Origin of the sequence: Streptomyces sp. NBC_01260 (genome assembly GCF_036226405.1) — a bacterium.
Taxonomy (GTDB): Bacteria; Actinomycetota; Actinomycetes; order Streptomycetales; family Streptomycetaceae; genus Streptomyces; species Streptomyces laculatispora.
This window is the reverse complement of record NZ_CP108464.1, coordinates 3,616,587-3,632,018: the sequence shown is the minus strand read 5'-3', so window position 1 is coordinate 3,632,018 and position 15,432 is coordinate 3,616,587. Positions and strand designations below refer to the sequence as shown.

The 15,432-nt window shown below is 71.7% G+C and carries 16 protein-coding genes and 1 riboswitch; of the genes, 8 read left to right on the top strand and 8 right to left on the bottom strand.

Going from position 1 to position 15,432, the window contains the following annotated elements:
* The first annotated feature begins 32 nt into the window (after window positions 1–32).
* A complete protein-coding gene (locus OG322_RS15980; RefSeq protein WP_123460755.1) occupies window positions 33–302 on the top strand; it encodes a DUF3263 domain-containing protein in 270 nt (89 codons plus the stop codon).
* 69 nt (window positions 303–371) lie between these two features.
* Window positions 372–1,229, top strand: a complete 858-nt coding sequence (gene otsB / locus OG322_RS15975) for a trehalose-phosphatase (RefSeq protein WP_123460756.1) — start codon at window positions 372–374, stop codon at window positions 1,227–1,229.
* Here the strand turns inward: otsB and OG322_RS15970 are convergent.
* Window positions 1,206–2,597, bottom strand: a complete 1,392-nt coding sequence (locus tag OG322_RS15970) for an alpha,alpha-trehalose-phosphate synthase (UDP-forming) (RefSeq protein WP_123460757.1) — start codon at window positions 2,595–2,597, stop codon at window positions 1,206–1,208. The genes otsB and OG322_RS15970 overlap by 24 nt on opposite strands.
* A gap of 57 nt (window positions 2,598–2,654) precedes the next feature.
* Window positions 2,655–3,605 (bottom strand): glucosyl-3-phosphoglycerate synthase, encoded by a 951-nt coding sequence (locus OG322_RS15965; RefSeq protein WP_329306572.1) that lies wholly within the window; start codon window positions 3,603–3,605, stop codon window positions 2,655–2,657.
* A gap of 153 nt (window positions 3,606–3,758) precedes the next feature.
* A riboswitch (SAM riboswitch) is annotated at window positions 3,759–3,885 on the top strand.
* A 17-nt stretch (window positions 3,886–3,902) separates the two neighbouring features.
* On the opposite strand from OG322_RS15965, the gene thrC reads away from it, so the two are divergent.
* The 4 genes from thrC to groL all read left to right on the top strand — a co-directional run bounded on the left by thrC (window position 3,903) and on the right by groL (window position 8,178).
* Complete coding sequence (gene thrC / locus OG322_RS15960; RefSeq protein ID WP_123460759.1) at window positions 3,903–5,195, top strand: threonine synthase; 1,293 nt, start codon at window positions 3,903–3,905, stop codon at window positions 5,193–5,195.
* Between the two features lie 80 nt (window positions 5,196–5,275).
* A complete protein-coding gene (locus OG322_RS15955) occupies window positions 5,276–5,554 on the top strand; it encodes a MoaD/ThiS family protein (protein ID WP_123460760.1) in 279 nt (92 codons plus the stop codon).
* 432 nt (window positions 5,555–5,986) lie between these two features.
* Window positions 5,987–6,193, top strand: coding sequence for a cold-shock protein (locus tag OG322_RS15950; RefSeq protein ID WP_003967346.1), 207 nt, complete (start codon window positions 5,987–5,989; stop codon window positions 6,191–6,193).
* 362 nt (window positions 6,194–6,555) lie between these two features.
* Window positions 6,556–8,178, top strand: a complete 1,623-nt coding sequence (groL, locus tag OG322_RS15945; RefSeq protein ID WP_123460761.1) for a chaperonin GroEL — start codon at window positions 6,556–6,558, stop codon at window positions 8,176–8,178.
* A gap of 88 nt (window positions 8,179–8,266) precedes the next feature.
* On the opposite strand, the gene OG322_RS15940 is transcribed toward groL, so the two are convergent.
* Together OG322_RS15940 and OG322_RS15935 are read right to left on the bottom strand one after the other, a co-directional pair.
* A complete protein-coding gene (locus OG322_RS15940; protein WP_241200094.1) occupies window positions 8,267–8,470 on the bottom strand; it encodes a hypothetical protein in 204 nt (67 codons plus the stop codon).
* A gap of 684 nt (window positions 8,471–9,154) precedes the next feature.
* Window positions 9,155–9,871 (bottom strand): TetR/AcrR family transcriptional regulator, encoded by a 717-nt coding sequence (locus OG322_RS15935; protein WP_123460762.1) that lies wholly within the window; start codon window positions 9,869–9,871, stop codon window positions 9,155–9,157.
* Between the two features lie 161 nt (window positions 9,872–10,032).
* Here OG322_RS15935 and OG322_RS15930 point away from each other — a divergent pair, with 161 nt between their 5' ends.
* Entirely contained in the window at window positions 10,033–11,712 is a 1,680-nt protein-coding gene (locus OG322_RS15930; protein ID WP_329306571.1) for a CocE/NonD family hydrolase, read from the top strand.
* 657 nt (window positions 11,713–12,369) lie between these two features.
* Entirely contained in the window at window positions 12,370–13,128 is a 759-nt protein-coding gene (locus OG322_RS15925) for a GNAT family N-acetyltransferase (protein WP_329306570.1), read from the top strand.
* A gap of 31 nt (window positions 13,129–13,159) precedes the next feature.
* Here the strand turns inward: OG322_RS15925 and OG322_RS15920 are convergent, their stop codons facing one another.
* From OG322_RS15920 to OG322_RS15905, 4 genes are all read right to left on the bottom strand, one after another.
* Window positions 13,160–13,294 carry a hypothetical protein gene (locus tag OG322_RS15920; RefSeq protein ID WP_277426231.1) on the bottom strand — a complete coding sequence of 45 codons (135 nt, stop codon included), beginning with the start codon at window positions 13,292–13,294 and terminating at the stop codon, window positions 13,160–13,162.
* Between the two features lie 37 nt (window positions 13,295–13,331).
* Window positions 13,332–14,423, bottom strand: coding sequence for a hypothetical protein (locus tag OG322_RS15915; RefSeq protein ID WP_123460766.1), 1,092 nt, complete (start codon window positions 14,421–14,423; stop codon window positions 13,332–13,334).
* Between the two features lie 193 nt (window positions 14,424–14,616).
* Complete coding sequence (locus OG322_RS15910; protein ID WP_370375069.1) at window positions 14,617–15,177, bottom strand: DinB family protein; 561 nt, start codon at window positions 15,175–15,177, stop codon at window positions 14,617–14,619.
* A gap of 76 nt (window positions 15,178–15,253) precedes the next feature.
* Window positions 15,254–15,388 (bottom strand): hypothetical protein, encoded by a 135-nt coding sequence (locus OG322_RS15905; protein ID WP_260146750.1) that lies wholly within the window; start codon window positions 15,386–15,388, stop codon window positions 15,254–15,256.
* Window positions 15,389–15,432 lie beyond the last annotated feature (44 nt).

Here is a 15,432-nt window from a genome sequence, read left to right as displayed (position 1 = left end):
CGGTCCGCGGGCCGCGCAATATATTGGCTGATATGACCGACCTCCCTGCGAACGGCCCCGACGAGAGCGCCCCGCCTTCCGGGCTCTCCGAGCGGGACCGTGCGGTGCTCGCGGTCGAGCGGCAGTCGTGGGCGGGGCCCGGGGCGAAGGAGCGGGCGATCAGGGAGCGGCTCGGCATCTCCCCGACCCGCTACTACCAGCTGCTGAACGCGCTGCTGGACGACCGGCGGGCGCTGGAGGCCGATCCGGTCACGGTGAACCGGCTCCGGCGCGTGCGGGAGGCGCGGCGGGGACGCCGCTGAGGACCGGGGCCCCGGCTCGGGGCTCGCGGCGGAGCCCCGGTCGCGCCTTACCGGCTATAGGCTCGGGGCATGGGCAGCCACCCGCACACCCCATCCCTGCCGACCCCGACGACCCCCGCCGGCCGGGAGGGCCTCGCCGCCCTCCTCGCCCGCCCCGACCGCGCCGTCATCGCGCTCGATTTCGACGGCACCCTCGCCGACATCGTCCCGGACCCCGAGCAGGCCCGTGCCCACCCCGGCACCGTCGAGGCGCTCGCCGCACTCGCTCCCCAGGTCGCGTCGATCGCCGTGATCACCGGCCGGCCGGCCGGTGTCGCGGTCCGCTACGGAGGCTTCGCCGGGGTGGCGGGACTGGACCACCTCGTCGTCCTCGGCCACTACGGCGCCGAACGCTGGGACGCCGCCTCCGGCACCGTCCGCGCCCCCGCCCCGCACCCCGGCGTCGCCGCCGTACGGGCCGAACTTCCCGGCGTACTCGATGCGTTCGACTCCTGGCGCGGTACCTGGATAGAGGAGAAGGGGCAGGCGCTCGCCGTCCACACCCGCCGCGCCAGGGACCCGCAGGCCGCCTTCGAGGCGCTGCGCGGCCCCCTCGGCGAGCTCGCCGCCCGGCACGGACTGATCGTCGAACCGGGTCGCCTGGTACTGGAGTTGCGCCCCTCGGGCATGGACAAGGGCGTCGCCCTCACGCGGTACGTGCGCGAGGTGGGCGCCGAGTCCGTGCTGTACGCGGGCGACGACCTGGGCGACCTGGCCGCCTACGCCGCCGTGGAGAAGCTCCGCGCCGAGGGCCCCGACGGCACCCCCGGCCTGCTGATCTGCAGCGGTGAGGCGGAGGTGCCCGAACTGGCTCAGCGCGCCGACCTGTTGCTGCCGGGACCGGGAGCCGTCGTCGAATTCCTGTCAGCCCTGGCGCAGCGCCTCTAGCTGGTCCAGGAACCACTGCTGCGGCGGCAGCGCGGTGGCCGCCGCGGCCAGCCGCTCCGTGCGTTCCGCGCGCTCGTCGTCCTCCATCGTCAGCGCCTCGTGCAGCGCGTCGGCGGTGGCCGACACGTCGTACGGATTCACCGTGACCGCGTCGTCGCCCAGCTCCTCGTGCGCCCCCGCCTCCCGCGACAGCACCAGCGCGCAGCCGTGGTCGGAGACGACCGGGACCTCCTTGGCGACCAGGTTCATCCCGTCCCGGATGGGGTTGACGAGCGCCACGTCGGCCAGCCGGTACGCCGCCAGCGAGCGCGCGAAGTCGTCCTTGACGTGGAGTACGACCGGGGTCCAGTCCGCCGTCCCGTGCGCCGCGTTGATGTCGTCGGCGACGCGCTGCACCTCGGCCGTGTACTCCCGGTACACCGCGAGGTCCTGCCGCGAGGGGTAGGCGAACGCGACGTGGACGACCCGGCCGCGCCACTCGGGCCGCTCGTCGAGCAGGGCCCGGTAGGCGAGCATCCCGCGGACGATGTTCTTGGACAGCTCCGTACGGTCCACCCGCACGATCGTCTTCCGGCCGGGGCCCACCTGTTCGCGCAGCGCCGCCATCCGGTCGTCCACGTCCGCCTCGTGCGCGCGGCGGAGCAGGAAGTCCGCGTCGGCGCCGAGCCCGTGCACGCCGATGCGGGTGTGGCCGGTGCCGCCGAGGATCTCCGTGCAGCAGCCGATGAAGGCGTCCGCCCAGCGGCGGGTCAGGAAGGCCGCCCGGTCGGCGCCGAGGATGCCGCGCAGCACCTGCTCGGCGATGTCGTCGGGCAGCATCCGGAAGTAGTCGACGGGCGCCCACGGGGTGTGCGAGAAGTGGCCGATCCGCAGGTCGGGGCGGAGTTCGCGGAGCATTCCGGGCACCAGCACCAGGTGGTAGTCCTGCACCAGGACCGCCGCGCCCTCGCCCGCCTCCTCGGCGAGCGCTTCGGCGAAGGCCCGGTTGTAGGCCTCGAAGGAGGCCCACTGGCGGCGGAACTCCGCGTCGAAGACGGGTTCCACCGGGGTCTGGTAGAGCAGGTGATGGACGAACCAGAGCACCGAGTTCGCGATGCCGTTGTACGCGTCGGCGTGCACGTCCGCGTCGATGTCGAGCATCCGTACGCCCGGCTCCCCGACCCCGCGGCGGACCGCCTCGCGGTCGCCGTCACCGAGTGCGGCGCAGACCCACATCTTGTCGTCCACCGCGCTCAGCCCGGAGACGAGACCGCCCCCGCCCCGTTTCGCGTCGAGCGAGCCGTCCTCGTGGAGCGCGTACGAGACCGGACCGCGGTTGGACGCGACGAGTACCTGGGCGGCGTGCTGAGGGGCGTGCTCGGAGACCATGCTGCGGAACCTAGCCCGATCCCGAACCGTCCAAACGTGCGTGCGTCCGCGCTCCGGTCATGCCGCGCGGCGTGAGACGTACTCCTCGATCTCGCGCATCGGCGGCCGCTCCTCGGTGTCCACCGGATAGGTGTGCGGGACGAAACCGCGCTCGCCGCGCTCGAACTGGGTCAGCGAGGGGCGGACCAGATGGCCCCGGGAGAGCCGGAGCTGAGCGGTCCGGTAGATGGCCGCCGCCATCCGGCCGAGTGCCTGGCCGTCCTGGTGGCGGTGCTTCCTGACGCCGACGTCGACCTGTCCGAGCGCGTCCAGGCCGACCGTGTGCAGGGCGTCGACGAGCAGCCCCAGCTCCACTCCGTAACCGACCGGGAACGGCAGCTGTTCGAGCAGGGAGCGGCGTACGGCGTACTCGCCGCCCAGCGGCTGGACGAAGCCGGCCAGCTGCGGCCAGTGCAGATTGAGCAGCGGCCGTGCCACCAGTTCGGTGACCCGGCCGCCCTGGCCTGCGGTGTCCCCGAGGGGGCGGTCGTACATCGCCTTGACGAACTGCACCGAGGGGTCGGTCAGCAGCGGGCCGACGATGCCGGAGACGAAGTCGGCCGAGAAGTCCTTCAGGTCCGCGTCGATGAAGCAGACGATGTCACCGCCGGTCACCAGCAGCGACCGCCAGAGCACCTCGCCCTTGCCGGGGACGGCCGGGATGCGGGGCAGGATCGCGTCCCGGCGGATCACCCGGGCGCCCGCCCGGCGGGCGACCTCGGCGGTGGCGTCCGTGGAGCCGGAGTCGATCACCACGAGTTCGTCGACCAGCCGGACCTTCTCCATGAGCTCGCGCCGGATCACCCGGACGATGTCCCCGACCGTCGCCGCCTCGTTGAGCGCGGGCAGGACGACACTCACGCTCCCGCGGTGCGGGCCGCCGTCCCCGGCGGCCAGGAGCTGCTCCAGCGGGCGGTCGGCACAGGACCAGGAACGCCTGGTCAGCCAGCCTTCGACCTCTTCCAGCACGGTCGATACTCCCTGTATGTGATCCATCTCGCGGTTCGGACGACTATCTCAACAGTCCGGTGCTTCGGTTACAGTCTTGAACAACGCAGATGGCCGTGGCATGCCGGGGTCCATCCGCTGATAAACGCCTGGATCCATGGTCCAGTGCCACAGCGCTCATCCAGAGGGACAGAGGGAACGGCCCGTTGAAGTCCCGGCAACCATCCCGCCGACCGCGAGGTCAGGTGGGGACGGTGCCAATTCCGTCTTGTGGCGAAATGCGTCACGAGGAAGATGAGGAGAAAGGGCCTCGCCATCATGGCTGTTCAGACTGTTGCAGCAAACACCGAATCCTCTGTGGACCTTGGTCCCGCCGCGGCGCTTTCCTGCCGCGAGTGCGGAGAGCGATTCGAGCTCGGACCCCTTTTCGCCTGTGCGAGCTGTTTCGGGCCGCTCGAAGTGGCGTACGACCTGCCGAGCGGCTCCCCGGACGAGCTGAAGAAGCGCATCGAGGCCGGACCCGACAACATCTGGCGGTACGCGCCGCTGCTGCCGGTCCCCGCCGATGTCGCGGACAAGCCCAACATCAACCCCGGCTTCACCAAGCTGGTCAAGGCCGACAACCTCGCCCGTGAACTGGGCGTCACCGGCGGCCTGTACGTCAAGGACGACTCCGGCAACCCGACGCACTCCTTCAAGGACCGCGTCGTCGCGATCGCCGTCGAGGCCGCCCGCGCCTTCGGTTTCACCACGCTCTCCTGCTCCTCCACCGGCAACCTCGCCGGTGCGGTGGGCGCCGCCGCCGCCCGCGCGGGCCTGCGGTCCTGCGTGTTCATCCCGCACGACCTGGAGCAGGGCAAGGTCGTCATGGCCGCGGTGTACGGCGGTGAGCTGGTCGGCATCGAGGGCAACTACGACGACGTCAACCGCTTCTGCTCGGAGCTCATCGGCGACCCGCTCGGCGAGGGCTGGGGCTTCGTCAACGTCAACCTGCGCCCGTACTACGGCGAGGGTTCCAAGACGCTCGCGTACGAGATCTGCGAGCAGCTCGGCTGGCGGCTGCCCGACCAGATCGTCATCCCGATCGCGTCCGGCTCGCAGCTCACGAAGATCGACAAGGGCCTCCAGGAGCTGATCAAGCTCGGTCTGGTCGAGGACAAGCCGTACAAGATCTTCGGTGCCCAGGCCGAGGGCTGCTCCCCGGTCTCCACCGCCTTCAAGGCCGGACACGACGTCGTGCGGCCGCAGAAGCCGAACACGATCGCCAAGTCCCTGGCGATCGGCAACCCGGCCGACGGCCCGTACGTCCTGGACATCGCCCGCCGCACCGGCGGCGCCGTCGAGGACGTCAACGACGAGCAGGTCGTCGACGCGATCAAGCTGCTGGCGCGCACCGAGGGCATCTTCGCCGAGACCGCCGGCGGGGTGACGGTCGGCGTGACGAAGAAGCTGATCGAGGCGGGTCTGCTCGACCCGTCGCTCACCACCGTCGTCCTGAACACCGGTGACGGCCTCAAGACGCTGGACGCGGTGGCCGCCACCTCGCAGGCGACGGCGACGATCCGGCCGAGCCTGGACGCCTTCCGCGCCGCCGGCCTCGGCACCAGCTGACTCGGCACCAGCTGACTCGGCACCGGCTGAGAGGCTGCCGCAGCCTCCGGCCACCCGTGACTCCAGGAAGGGCACCCACCATGAGCGTCAAGGTCCGTATCCCCACCATCCTCCGCACCTACACGGGCGGCCAGGCCGAGGTCCCGGCCGAGGGCGCGACCCTCTCCCAGGTCATCGATTCCCTGGAGCGGAACCACCCGGGCATCGCCGCCCGCGTCCTGGACGACCAGGGCAAGCTCCGCCGCTTCGTGAACGTGTACGTCAACGACGACGACGTGCGCTTCGAGGGCGGCCTGGAAGCGGTCACCCCGGACGGCGCCGGCATCTCGATCATCCCGGCCGTCGCGGGCGGTTGCTGACCCCGGGACCCGAGCGTTCCCACTTCACCGCGTCACCGGAATTGCCCCCTCCGCGAGAGAAGCGGAGGGGGCAATTCTGCATGGTTGAGCGCGGTAGAGTGTGGGAAGTCCCCTCCGCTGCCCGTGCCCCCCGCATATGAGAATGCGCCCGGCCACGACAAGATGCAGCCAAAGTACCTGAACTTCTTGCGCCATAAGTCGCCTTTGTCTGGCCCGACTTGCCCTGGAATCTCATGAGTTACTCATGTTCGGGCGATCGGCGCTGCCCAGAATTCTCGTCCGATTGACCTGTTGCAGAGGGCAGTTGGGCAGATACATTCGGCCGCGGTCGACGCGTTCCGGCGCACGCACCCTCTCCTGTCGGGGGGTGGGTTCTGACCCGGGCCCGCGAAGTGCGGTCCTGTGCAAGGGCCAGTAATAGGGGAGTTGGGCATGGCTCAGGGCACCGTCAAGTGGTTCAACGCGGAGAAGGGGTACGGCTTCATCGCGGTCGACGGTGGTGCGGATGTTTTCGTCCACTACAGCGCGATCCAGATGGACGGATACCGCACCCTCGAAGAGGGTCAGCGAGTTGAATTCGAAATCTCGCAGGGCCAGAAGGGGCCGCAGGCGGACATGGTCAAGCTCGCTGTCGGCTGAGCTCGGCACGGTCGGCCAACGACACTACTCACGCACGGAGGGCCCGTACCCCTGGGGTACGGGCCCTCCGCGCGTCCGGGCCCCCTCGGCCCCCTGTCCGGTTGTCCGCACTCCGGAGGGGGCGCTTGCGCCCGCCCGTCGCCCGACCGCCACCCCTCAAGGAGCCTTCGGCGCTTGCACTCGACGGGGTCGAGTGCTAATCATTGGGCTTAGCACTCTCCGGGTGAGAGTGACAGAAACTTGGACCGGGCCGGTGAGGCCCGCAGGTCTGTCGGGGCAAGGAACCGGCAGGCGGCAGGCCGTCCGTCGCGGGCGCCACTCGGTCCGGAGAAATCCACCCCTGTCCGGGAGGACCACTTCATATGGCCAAGATCATCGCGTTCGACGAGGAGGCCCGGCGCGGTCTTGAGCGCGGCATGAACCAGCTCGCCGACGCCGTCAAGGTCACCCTCGGCCCCAAGGGCCGCAACGTCGTCCTTGAGAAGAAGTGGGGCGCCCCCACGATCACCAACGATGGTGTTTCCATCGCCAAGGAGATCGAGCTGGAGGACCCGTACGAGAAGATCGGTGCGGAGCTGGTCAAGGAGGTCGCCAAGAAGACGGACGACGTCGCCGGCGACGGTACGACCACCGCCACCGTTCTCGCTCAGGCGCTCGTCCGCGAGGGCCTTCGCAACGTGGCCGCGGGTGCGAACCCGATGGCTCTCAAGCGGGGCATCGAGAAGGCCGTCGAGGCCGTCTCCGCCGCCCTCCTGGAGCAGGCCAAGGACGTGGAGACCAAGGAGCAGATCGCTTCGACCGCCTCCATCTCCGCCGCTGACACCCAGATCGGCGAGCTCATCGCCGAGGCCATGGACAAGGTCGGCAAGGAAGGCGTCATCACCGTCGAGGAGTCCCAGACCTTCGGTCTGGAGCTCGAGCTCACCGAGGGTATGCGCTTCGACAAGGGCTACATCTCGGCGTACTTCGCCACGGACATGGAGCGCATGGAGTCGTCCCTGGACGACCCGTACATCCTGATCGTGAACTCGAAGATCAGCAACGTGAAGGACCTCCTTCCGCTGCTCGAGAAGGTCATGCAGTCCGGCAAGCCGCTGCTGATCATCGCCGAGGACGTCGAGGGCGAGGCCCTGTCGACCCTGGTCGTCAACAAGATCCGTGGCACCTTCAAGTCCGTCGCCGTCAAGGCTCCGGGCTTCGGTGACCGCCGCAAGGCCATGCTCGGCGACATCGCCATCCTCACCGGTGGCACCGTCATCTCCGAGGAGGTCGGCCTCAAGCTGGAGAACGCCGGTCTCGACCTGCTCGGCCGTGCCCGCAAGGTCGTCATCACCAAGGACGAGACGACGATCGTCGACGGCGCCGGTGACAGCGACCAGGTTCAGGGTCGCGTCAACCAGATCCGTGCCGAGATCGAGAACTCCGACTCGGACTACGACCGCGAGAAGCTCCAGGAGCGCCTCGCGAAGCTGGCCGGCGGCGTGGCCGTCATCAAGGCCGGTGCCGCGACCGAGGTCGAGCTCAAGGAGCGCAAGCACCGCATCGAGGACGCGGTGCGCAACGCCAAGGCCGCCGTCGAGGAGGGCATCGTCGCCGGTGGTGGCGTGGCTCTGCTCCAGGCCTCGGCCGTCTTCGAGAAGCTGGAGCTCTCGGGTGACGAGGCGACCGGCGCCAACGCCGTCAAGCTGGCGCTGGAGGCCCCGCTCAAGCAGATCGCCGTCAACGGTGGTCTTGAGGGTGGAGTCGTCGTCGAGAAGGTGCGCAACCTGCCGATCGGTCACGGCCTCAACGCCGCGACCGGCGAGTACGTCGACATGATCGCCGAGGGCATTCTCGACCCGGCGAAGGTCACGCGCTCCGCCCTGCAGAACGCCGCGTCCATCGCCGCGCTCTTCCTCACCACCGAGGCCGTCATCGCCGACAAGCCGGAGAAGGCCTCCGCGGCCGCTCCGGGCGGTATGCCGGGCGGTGACATGGACTTCTGATCCTGACGGATCGGTAGTTCGGCACAGCTTCACCACGTCGGCCCCCGGGGAGCGATCCCCGGGGGCCGACGTCGTTCGCGCATCCCGGCTACGGCGTGAACACCATCTCCGGGAAGCGGTCCGAAGGGCCGGCCAGCAGGTGGTCGTCGTGCCCGCACAGCCACCGCCCGAAGAACGACGCCACGTAGGCCCGGCTCGCGGCCGAGGACCGCTCCGGCCGCACCGTCCCGACCGCCGCCGCCAGGCCGCCGTCCGGTTCCGCGCCCTGCCGGGCCAGCTGCGGCAGCAGCACCTGCGCGTCGGTGTACGAGGCGTGGCGCGCTGAGCGTGGCGCCCCAGTCGACGGACCCCGGCGCCATCCCCAGGTTCAGTGCGGCGGCCCCCTCCGCTCCGCCGAAGTGGGCGGCCGCCGCAGCCGTCATCTGCGGCTCGCGCCGCGCCGGTCCGCCGGGTGCGGCCGGGTAGCGGACGCTGACCATGAGCTCGCGGCGCGCCGAGGTGCCCGGCAGCCACGGCTCGCTCCGCGCCGGGTCGACGAGGTGCAGGACGGTGCACCCGACCTCGAACGGGCCGGTGGGCCGGGGCAGCCGGGCGGCCGGCAGGGCGGCGCGCGTACGCCGGTCCCCGGCCGCGGAGGACGGCGCGGCGCCGGTGGCCAGCAGGGCGGATGCGGCGAGGCCGGTGGCGAGGACGCGCCGGCGGCCGGGCGTACGGGTACGAGGACGAGCGGTCGGGACAGCGGACACCTGGAACTCCCCGGTCGGGTGGTACGGCACGCGGCCGGGCCGCGTGCGCGCGGGTGCGGCGGGATGTTGCGAACGCCTCCACGATGCCCGGCGCGGCCCGCCCGGCGCGTGATACCCCGGTGCTCATTCGGTGGCGTGGCGCCTGGTACCCGGGTATGAGATCCGCCCCCGCCCGCAGGGCAGTTGGGCGTGCGCCGGGGGCCGGCCGCGGCCGCGCAACCGCCTCCGGGTCAGCCGGCGTCGAGGCCGTCGACCAGCCGGGTGAGGAAGCGGGTGAACGTGGCGTCGGGGGTGAGCGGCCGGCCGGCCGCGGAGAGCGCCTCGGCCAGTTCCGGATGGTGGCCGTCCGCGGCGACGGCCGCGAGGTAGCGCGCCTCGGCGGCGGCCCGGCCGGGTGACCGCGCGGCCTCGGCCTGGGCGACCTCGTGGGCGACGTGCCCGGCCACGAACGCGGTGAGCTGGGCGAAGATCTCCAGCCGCGCCGCCCCGTCCAGCCCGCTGGGCCGCAGCGCGGCCAGGGCGTGTTCCAGGAACGCGAGGGTGTTGGGGCCGGGGGTCCGGCGGGTCCGCACGGCCGCGGGCAGCCAGGGGTGGCGGAGCATGTGGTCGCGCTGGAGGTGCCCGACGGCCTTCAGATCGGTGCGCCAGTCGCCGGTGAGGGGGGCGGATGCGGGCAGTTCGCCGGAGACGTGGTCGATCATCAGGTCCAGCAGCGTCTCCTTGTCGGGGGCGTAGCTGTAGAGGGACATGGCCCCGGCGCCCACCTCCGCGGCGACCCGCCGCATGGTGACCGCGTCGATCCCCTCGGCGTCGGCCAGGGCGACGGCCGCCGCGGTGATCGCCTCGCGGCTGAAGGCGGGCCTGCGGCCCCTGCGGGGGCGGTCCGGGCTCAGCCAGAGTTCTCGGGGGTCGACGCCGGCGGCGCCGGGCCCCTCGGCACGGGTCACGGTCCTGCGGCTCCCTTCGCCACTGCTGCGGCACCTTGCGCGGCCCTCGCGGCCACGGCCTCCTGTGGAGGACATCACTGCTGCGACTCCTGTGAAGTCCATCCAAGCATCCACTATTCTCGTACACCGTACGAGAATGCTCGGAGCGATGGAGGCGAACGATGACATCACCCACGCACGACGCCCGGCCGAAGCCCGCAGGGACGTCGTCGCCGGCGAAGCCGCCGCTGTCCTCCCGGATGGTGCGGGCCACCTGGCGAGGGCTCCCGGCCCGACGTCACAGGGCCGGCTGGGAACCGGGGCTGGTGGTACCGGCCGCCGACGGCAGCCCGCTGATCACGGACCACTGCTTCCCGCGTGCGGAGGGCGACTTCCCCACCCTCCTGGTGCGCTCGCCGTACGGGCGGGGCGTGCCGTGGTCGCCCCAGTACGGCATCCTCTTCGCCGAGCAGGGCTTCCACGTGATCGTGCAGAGCTGCCGCGGCACCGGCGGCTCGGGCGGCCGCTTCGACCTCTGGCGCAACGAGGCCGCCGACGGCCTGGCCACCGTGTCCTGGCTGCGCGAACAGCCCTGGTTCAACGGCACACTCGGCACGGTCGGCCCCAGCTACCTCAGCTATGTGCAGTCGGCGCTCGCCCTGGACCCGCCGCCGGAGCTGAAGGCGATGGTGATGCAGGTGGGCCTCCAGGACCCGTACGCCCTCTTCCACACGGACGGCGTGCTCCATCTGGAGGCGGCGCTCGTCGTCGGCACCGGCATGACGCACCAGCACCGCGGCATCGCGGCTTTCGGCCGAGCGGTGCTGCGTCTGCAGCGCCGGATGCGCGCGATCGTCTCCGCGCAGCCGCTGCGGGGGGCGTTCGCGGCCGCGCTCGGGTACGAAGTGCCCTGGCTGGAAGAGGTGATGGCACATCCGGACGCGGACGACCCGTACTGGCGGGGCGCGGCACCCGGCGAGGCGACGGAGCCCCCGGGCATCCCCACCGCCCTGATCACCGGCCGGTACGACGTCCTGGCCGGCCACACCTTCGAGCAGTACGGACGGCTGCGCCGCGCAGGATGCGAGACCGCTCTGCTCGTCGGCCCCTGGACCCACACATCCGCCCTGCAGAAGGGCTGGCCCGAGGTGTTCGCCGAAAGCCTCGCCTGGCTCCGCGCCCACCTGTGCGACGACCCCTCCGGCCTGCGCCCCACCCCCGTACGCATCCACCTGGGCGGCGCGGGCGCGGCGTGGCGGGACCTCGACGAGTGGCCCCTCGCCCCCGCCACCACCTCCTGGTTCCCCACCCCCGACGGCCATCTCACCGGGCAGCCCCCCACGGACACGGCGCCCCTGACGTCCTTCCGCTACGATCCGGCCGCCCCCACCCCCTCCCTCGGCGGCCCCCTTCTCTCCCGTACCGCGGGCGCCCGCGACAACAGCGCCCTGGAGTCCCGGGACGACGTCCTCACGTTCACCGGCCCGGTCCTGACCGAACCCGTCACCGTCCTCGGCCCGGTCTCCGCACGGATCAGCGCCTCCACGGACACCGGGCACGGGGACGTCTTCTCCCGGCTGTGCGACGTGGACCCCCAGGGGCGCTCCACCAACGTCTGCGACGGACTGGCCCAACTCCGCACCACGGCGCAGGAACCGGCACACGTCACCCTCCCCATGGGCGCCACCGCCCACCGCTTCGGCGTGGGTCACCGAATCCGCTGGCAGATCAGCGGCGGCGCCCACCCGCGCTACGCGCGCAACCCCGGCACGGGTGAACCGCGCACCCAGGCAACGGAGTTCGTGTCGATACGGGTGAGCGTGCACGCGGATTCGGTACTGATGCTCCCCCAGGAGGACTGACCGGCAGTGTGGTGGCCCGCCGGTCGGGGACGGCGAAGTGCGCCGTTGCGCAGGCCCGGACCGGGGGCGAGAATGGCCGGACGTGCCGGGGGTCCACCCGGCGAAGTGTGGGAGGCGCTGCTCGTGAACACCGCATCCGCGCGGTGTGCCTTGCTGTGCGCACCGGACGCCGTCCACTTCGCCACGCCCACCGGCTGAACGCTTCGCTCGCGCGGTGGGCGCATCCCCTCATGGGAGATCGCTGCCGTGTCCGAGGAATCCTCGCCCGACCATGCCCCGAATCCTTCCCGATCCGGCCTGCCGCCCGAGGCCGGGCCGCAGCAGCGCGCACGGCTCACCTCCGTGTTGTCGGCGCATCATCTGCTCGTCTCGCTGGGCCTGTACACGGCAATGCCGGTGCTGGCGCTGGTGCTCGGCCGTTCAACCTCCGGCAGGTCTGCTGGACCACCGGCGAGGCGCTGGGCGCGCTGTGCGGCGGCGCACTGTTTCTGCTGCTGCACCGCAACGGTCAGGGGCACCTCTACTGGCTGGCCCTCGGCAGCTGCGCGACGGTCACGGTCCCGCCGCTCCTCCTCGCTGTCGTGGCGCTTCCCGGAAGACCGGTTGCCGAGTGACATACCGAGTCGGCCGCTGAATCCGCGTGGCAGGATCGGTCCCATGCCGATCGACCCGTTGCTGCTCGGAGCCCGTGGACTGTGGGAGGAACTGGCCAGGGTGCCGGTGGCGTTCGCGCCTGCGGGTGGTGTGACCGTGGTGGTCTCTCAGGATTCCGGGTTGTGCCCAGCCGGCTGGGTCGGCGCGGTGGCTCTGGGCGGATCATCGATCGTGACCGTGCCGGACAGGAGCGCCGCCGCGCTCGTTCGTGACGCACTGGCCGGTCTGTCGCCGGAGCACGTCGTGAACGACACGCTGGTCCGGGACGTGCTGCCCGTCGCGAGGACGCTCGGACCGGCTGCGTTGTCGTATGTCGCACCAGAGGGTTTTCGACCCGTGGAAGCCGGTGTGCTGCCGGTGGAGCACCTACCAGCGGGCCACCCGGAGCTGCGGCGTCTGGAGATGGCGGCCGGTGACGAGGACGCCGGGGAGGCCGCGCTGAATGACATCACGTCACCTGTCTTCGTGGTCCGTGAGCACGGTGAGGTGGTTGCTGCTGCCGGCTATCTGCGCTGGCCGCGCCGGACCGCTCACATCGGAGTCCTGACCGCGCCGGCGGTGCGGGGGCGGGGGCTGGCGCGGGTGACGGGCTCGGCTGCGGTCGCCCATGCGCTGGCTGCCGGCCTGCTGCCGCAGTGGCGTGCGCGGCCTCCCGCCTCCCGGCGGGTCGCGGCCGCCCTGGGCTTCGCGGAACTGGGTTCCCAGCTGAGCATCGAGATCGACCGGTCGGTGAGGGCGGGTATGCCGGGACCGACCGGCTGACGGCAACCGCCGACTGGGGCCACCTGCCGTCTCAGGAGTGGAACGCGAGATACGGGGCCAGTGCCAGGAGCATGCCGACCAGAGCGTACGTGAGGCGGCGGTCCGGGACCGAGCGGGCGATGCGCCGGCCCATGTCCCAGACGAGCAGGCGTACCGGTCTGACCAAGTGTTTTCGTGCGGTGGCCCGCTCACCGGGGCAGCCCTTAGGAGCGGGTGGCGGTCGCGCAGCTGTCGCCCGTGGCCGCCGTGCCGTCGCCCATGCCGATCGGCTTGCTGCGGTCGTACGGATCGACGTGGTGGGCCTCGTCGGCGGACTGCTCGTCGGCCGCGCCGAAGGGTGGCACGAAGTAGCCGGTCGGGGCGGAGCAGCCGCCGTTGGTCGTGTCGAGCGCGTACGAGACGAGGGACATCGTGCCCGGTTCGGTGATGACCTCGGCCGGGTCGTCCCAGCTCATCACCACCTCGCGCCGCACGATCGTACGGACGACCTCGGCGTCCTGTCCGCTGTCGCCGGCCGGGGTGACCGGGTACACGAAGGTGACGTCCGCCGTCACCTCGACCGCCCCCCGTTTCCCCTCCCTGTACGTGAGCCGACCGCGCGTCCTGACCACGTCACCGACCAGCCGGGACTGCCCCGGCCGGAAGCGGCTGAACAACAGCAGCGGGTCGGTCTTGTCGGTGGGCGCCGTCGATGACAGGGCGGTACGGAGATACTCCTGGACGTCCGTCTGGTGCGGGTTCAGCAGCGCGATCGCCTTCGCGGGCCGCTCGCCGCGCAGCACGCGGGAGTTGAGCCCCGCGGCCACCAGGAAGTCCCGGCTCTGCCGCAGTGCCCGCTCGACCTGGGCGGCGTCCATCCAGCCGGTCGCCCCGGCCGGTGGCACGGTGATCCCCGCCGCTCCGTCGGCCCAGCGGGCGGCAGGCGAACCCCGGAAGGGTTCGGCGAGGGTGGGGCGCAGATCCGGCCCGGCGCCGGGAGCCTTTCGCGGGCTGTCCGACTCGGCGGCCAACGGCGCCCCGTCCTGCCCGCCGTCCTTGCCCCCGAACCAGCCGACGACCTGCTGCGGGAAGAGCGCCACGACCAGGAGGGCGGCGGCCGTCACCAGCCCGGTCAGGTACCAGCCTGTCCTGCGCCGGGGCCGGGCCGGTGAATACGTACGCCAGCCTTCCGGCGGCCCGGGGCGCTCCCGCAGCCGCCGCTCCACCTCGCGGGCGCGCGCCGAGGGCTCCACGGGGGCCCCGGCCGCACCCGTCACCGATTCACGGAGGAACCGCTCCCACTCCTCTTCGGACACGGACGACCCGTCGTGCCCCCCAGCCCCGCTCACATCGCACTCCCGGTCTCGCTCGATGGCTCGATGGCTCGATCGCCGTACCCGTCCGGTCAGTTGACTGCGCACCGGTCCATCGAGAGCCGCCCGTATGATCGCATGAGCCCACTGACCCCGAGCACGACGCCGAGTCGGCCCACCCCGCCGGCTCAGCCGGCTACTGGCCCACCCGGCCGTCGATGCACTCGCGCAGCAGGTCGGCGTGGCCGCAGTGGCGGGCGTACTCCTCGATCCGGTGGACCATCAACTCCCGTACCGCGATGCCGTCCTTGCCCAGGCGCTTGCCCAGGTCCGGGTGCTCGGCCAGGGCGGCGTCGGTCGCGGCCTGTTCGCGGGCCAGGTCGGCGTAGGCGGCCTCGACGACGGCCTGGTCGGCGACGGCTCCGTCGAAGTCCGCGTCGCGCTTGCCGTACAGCTTCGGCTTCGGCTCACCGTCACTGATCCAGTTCAGCCAGTCTCGCTCCACCTCGGCGAGGTGCCGGACCAGCCCGAGCAGCGACATGGTCGACGGCGGAACCGGCCGACGGGCCAGCTGCTCCGCGTCCAGGCCCTCGCACTTCATCCGCAGGGTGAGGCGGTAGTCCGTCAGAAAGTCCTGAAGTGTGGGCAGTTCGCCGTCCGGGCTGACTCCTTCGCCGTTGCGGGGGTCGTCGTCGGGGTCGGTCCACATGTCGGGGTAGACGGTTGCCTGGCTCCATCGTGCGGGTCGGTCGCTCATGCGTGCCATGGTCGTTCGTGAGGGCCCGTGCCCGCCAGTGGTTTGCGGCGCGGCTCCCGCCACCGGCCCGCCTCCGCTACGGGCCGGACCGGCCGACCCGTCCGAGCCGCAGGTCCCGGTGGAGGAACCACGCCGTGAGCGCGACGGCCGCCCCGCAGACGGTGGGCACGAGCAGCCACGGAAGGCCGGTCCACACGGTCGCCAGGCCCACGACGGTGCAGCTGCCGTGATCAGACCGGCAAGGAGGTCAACGGG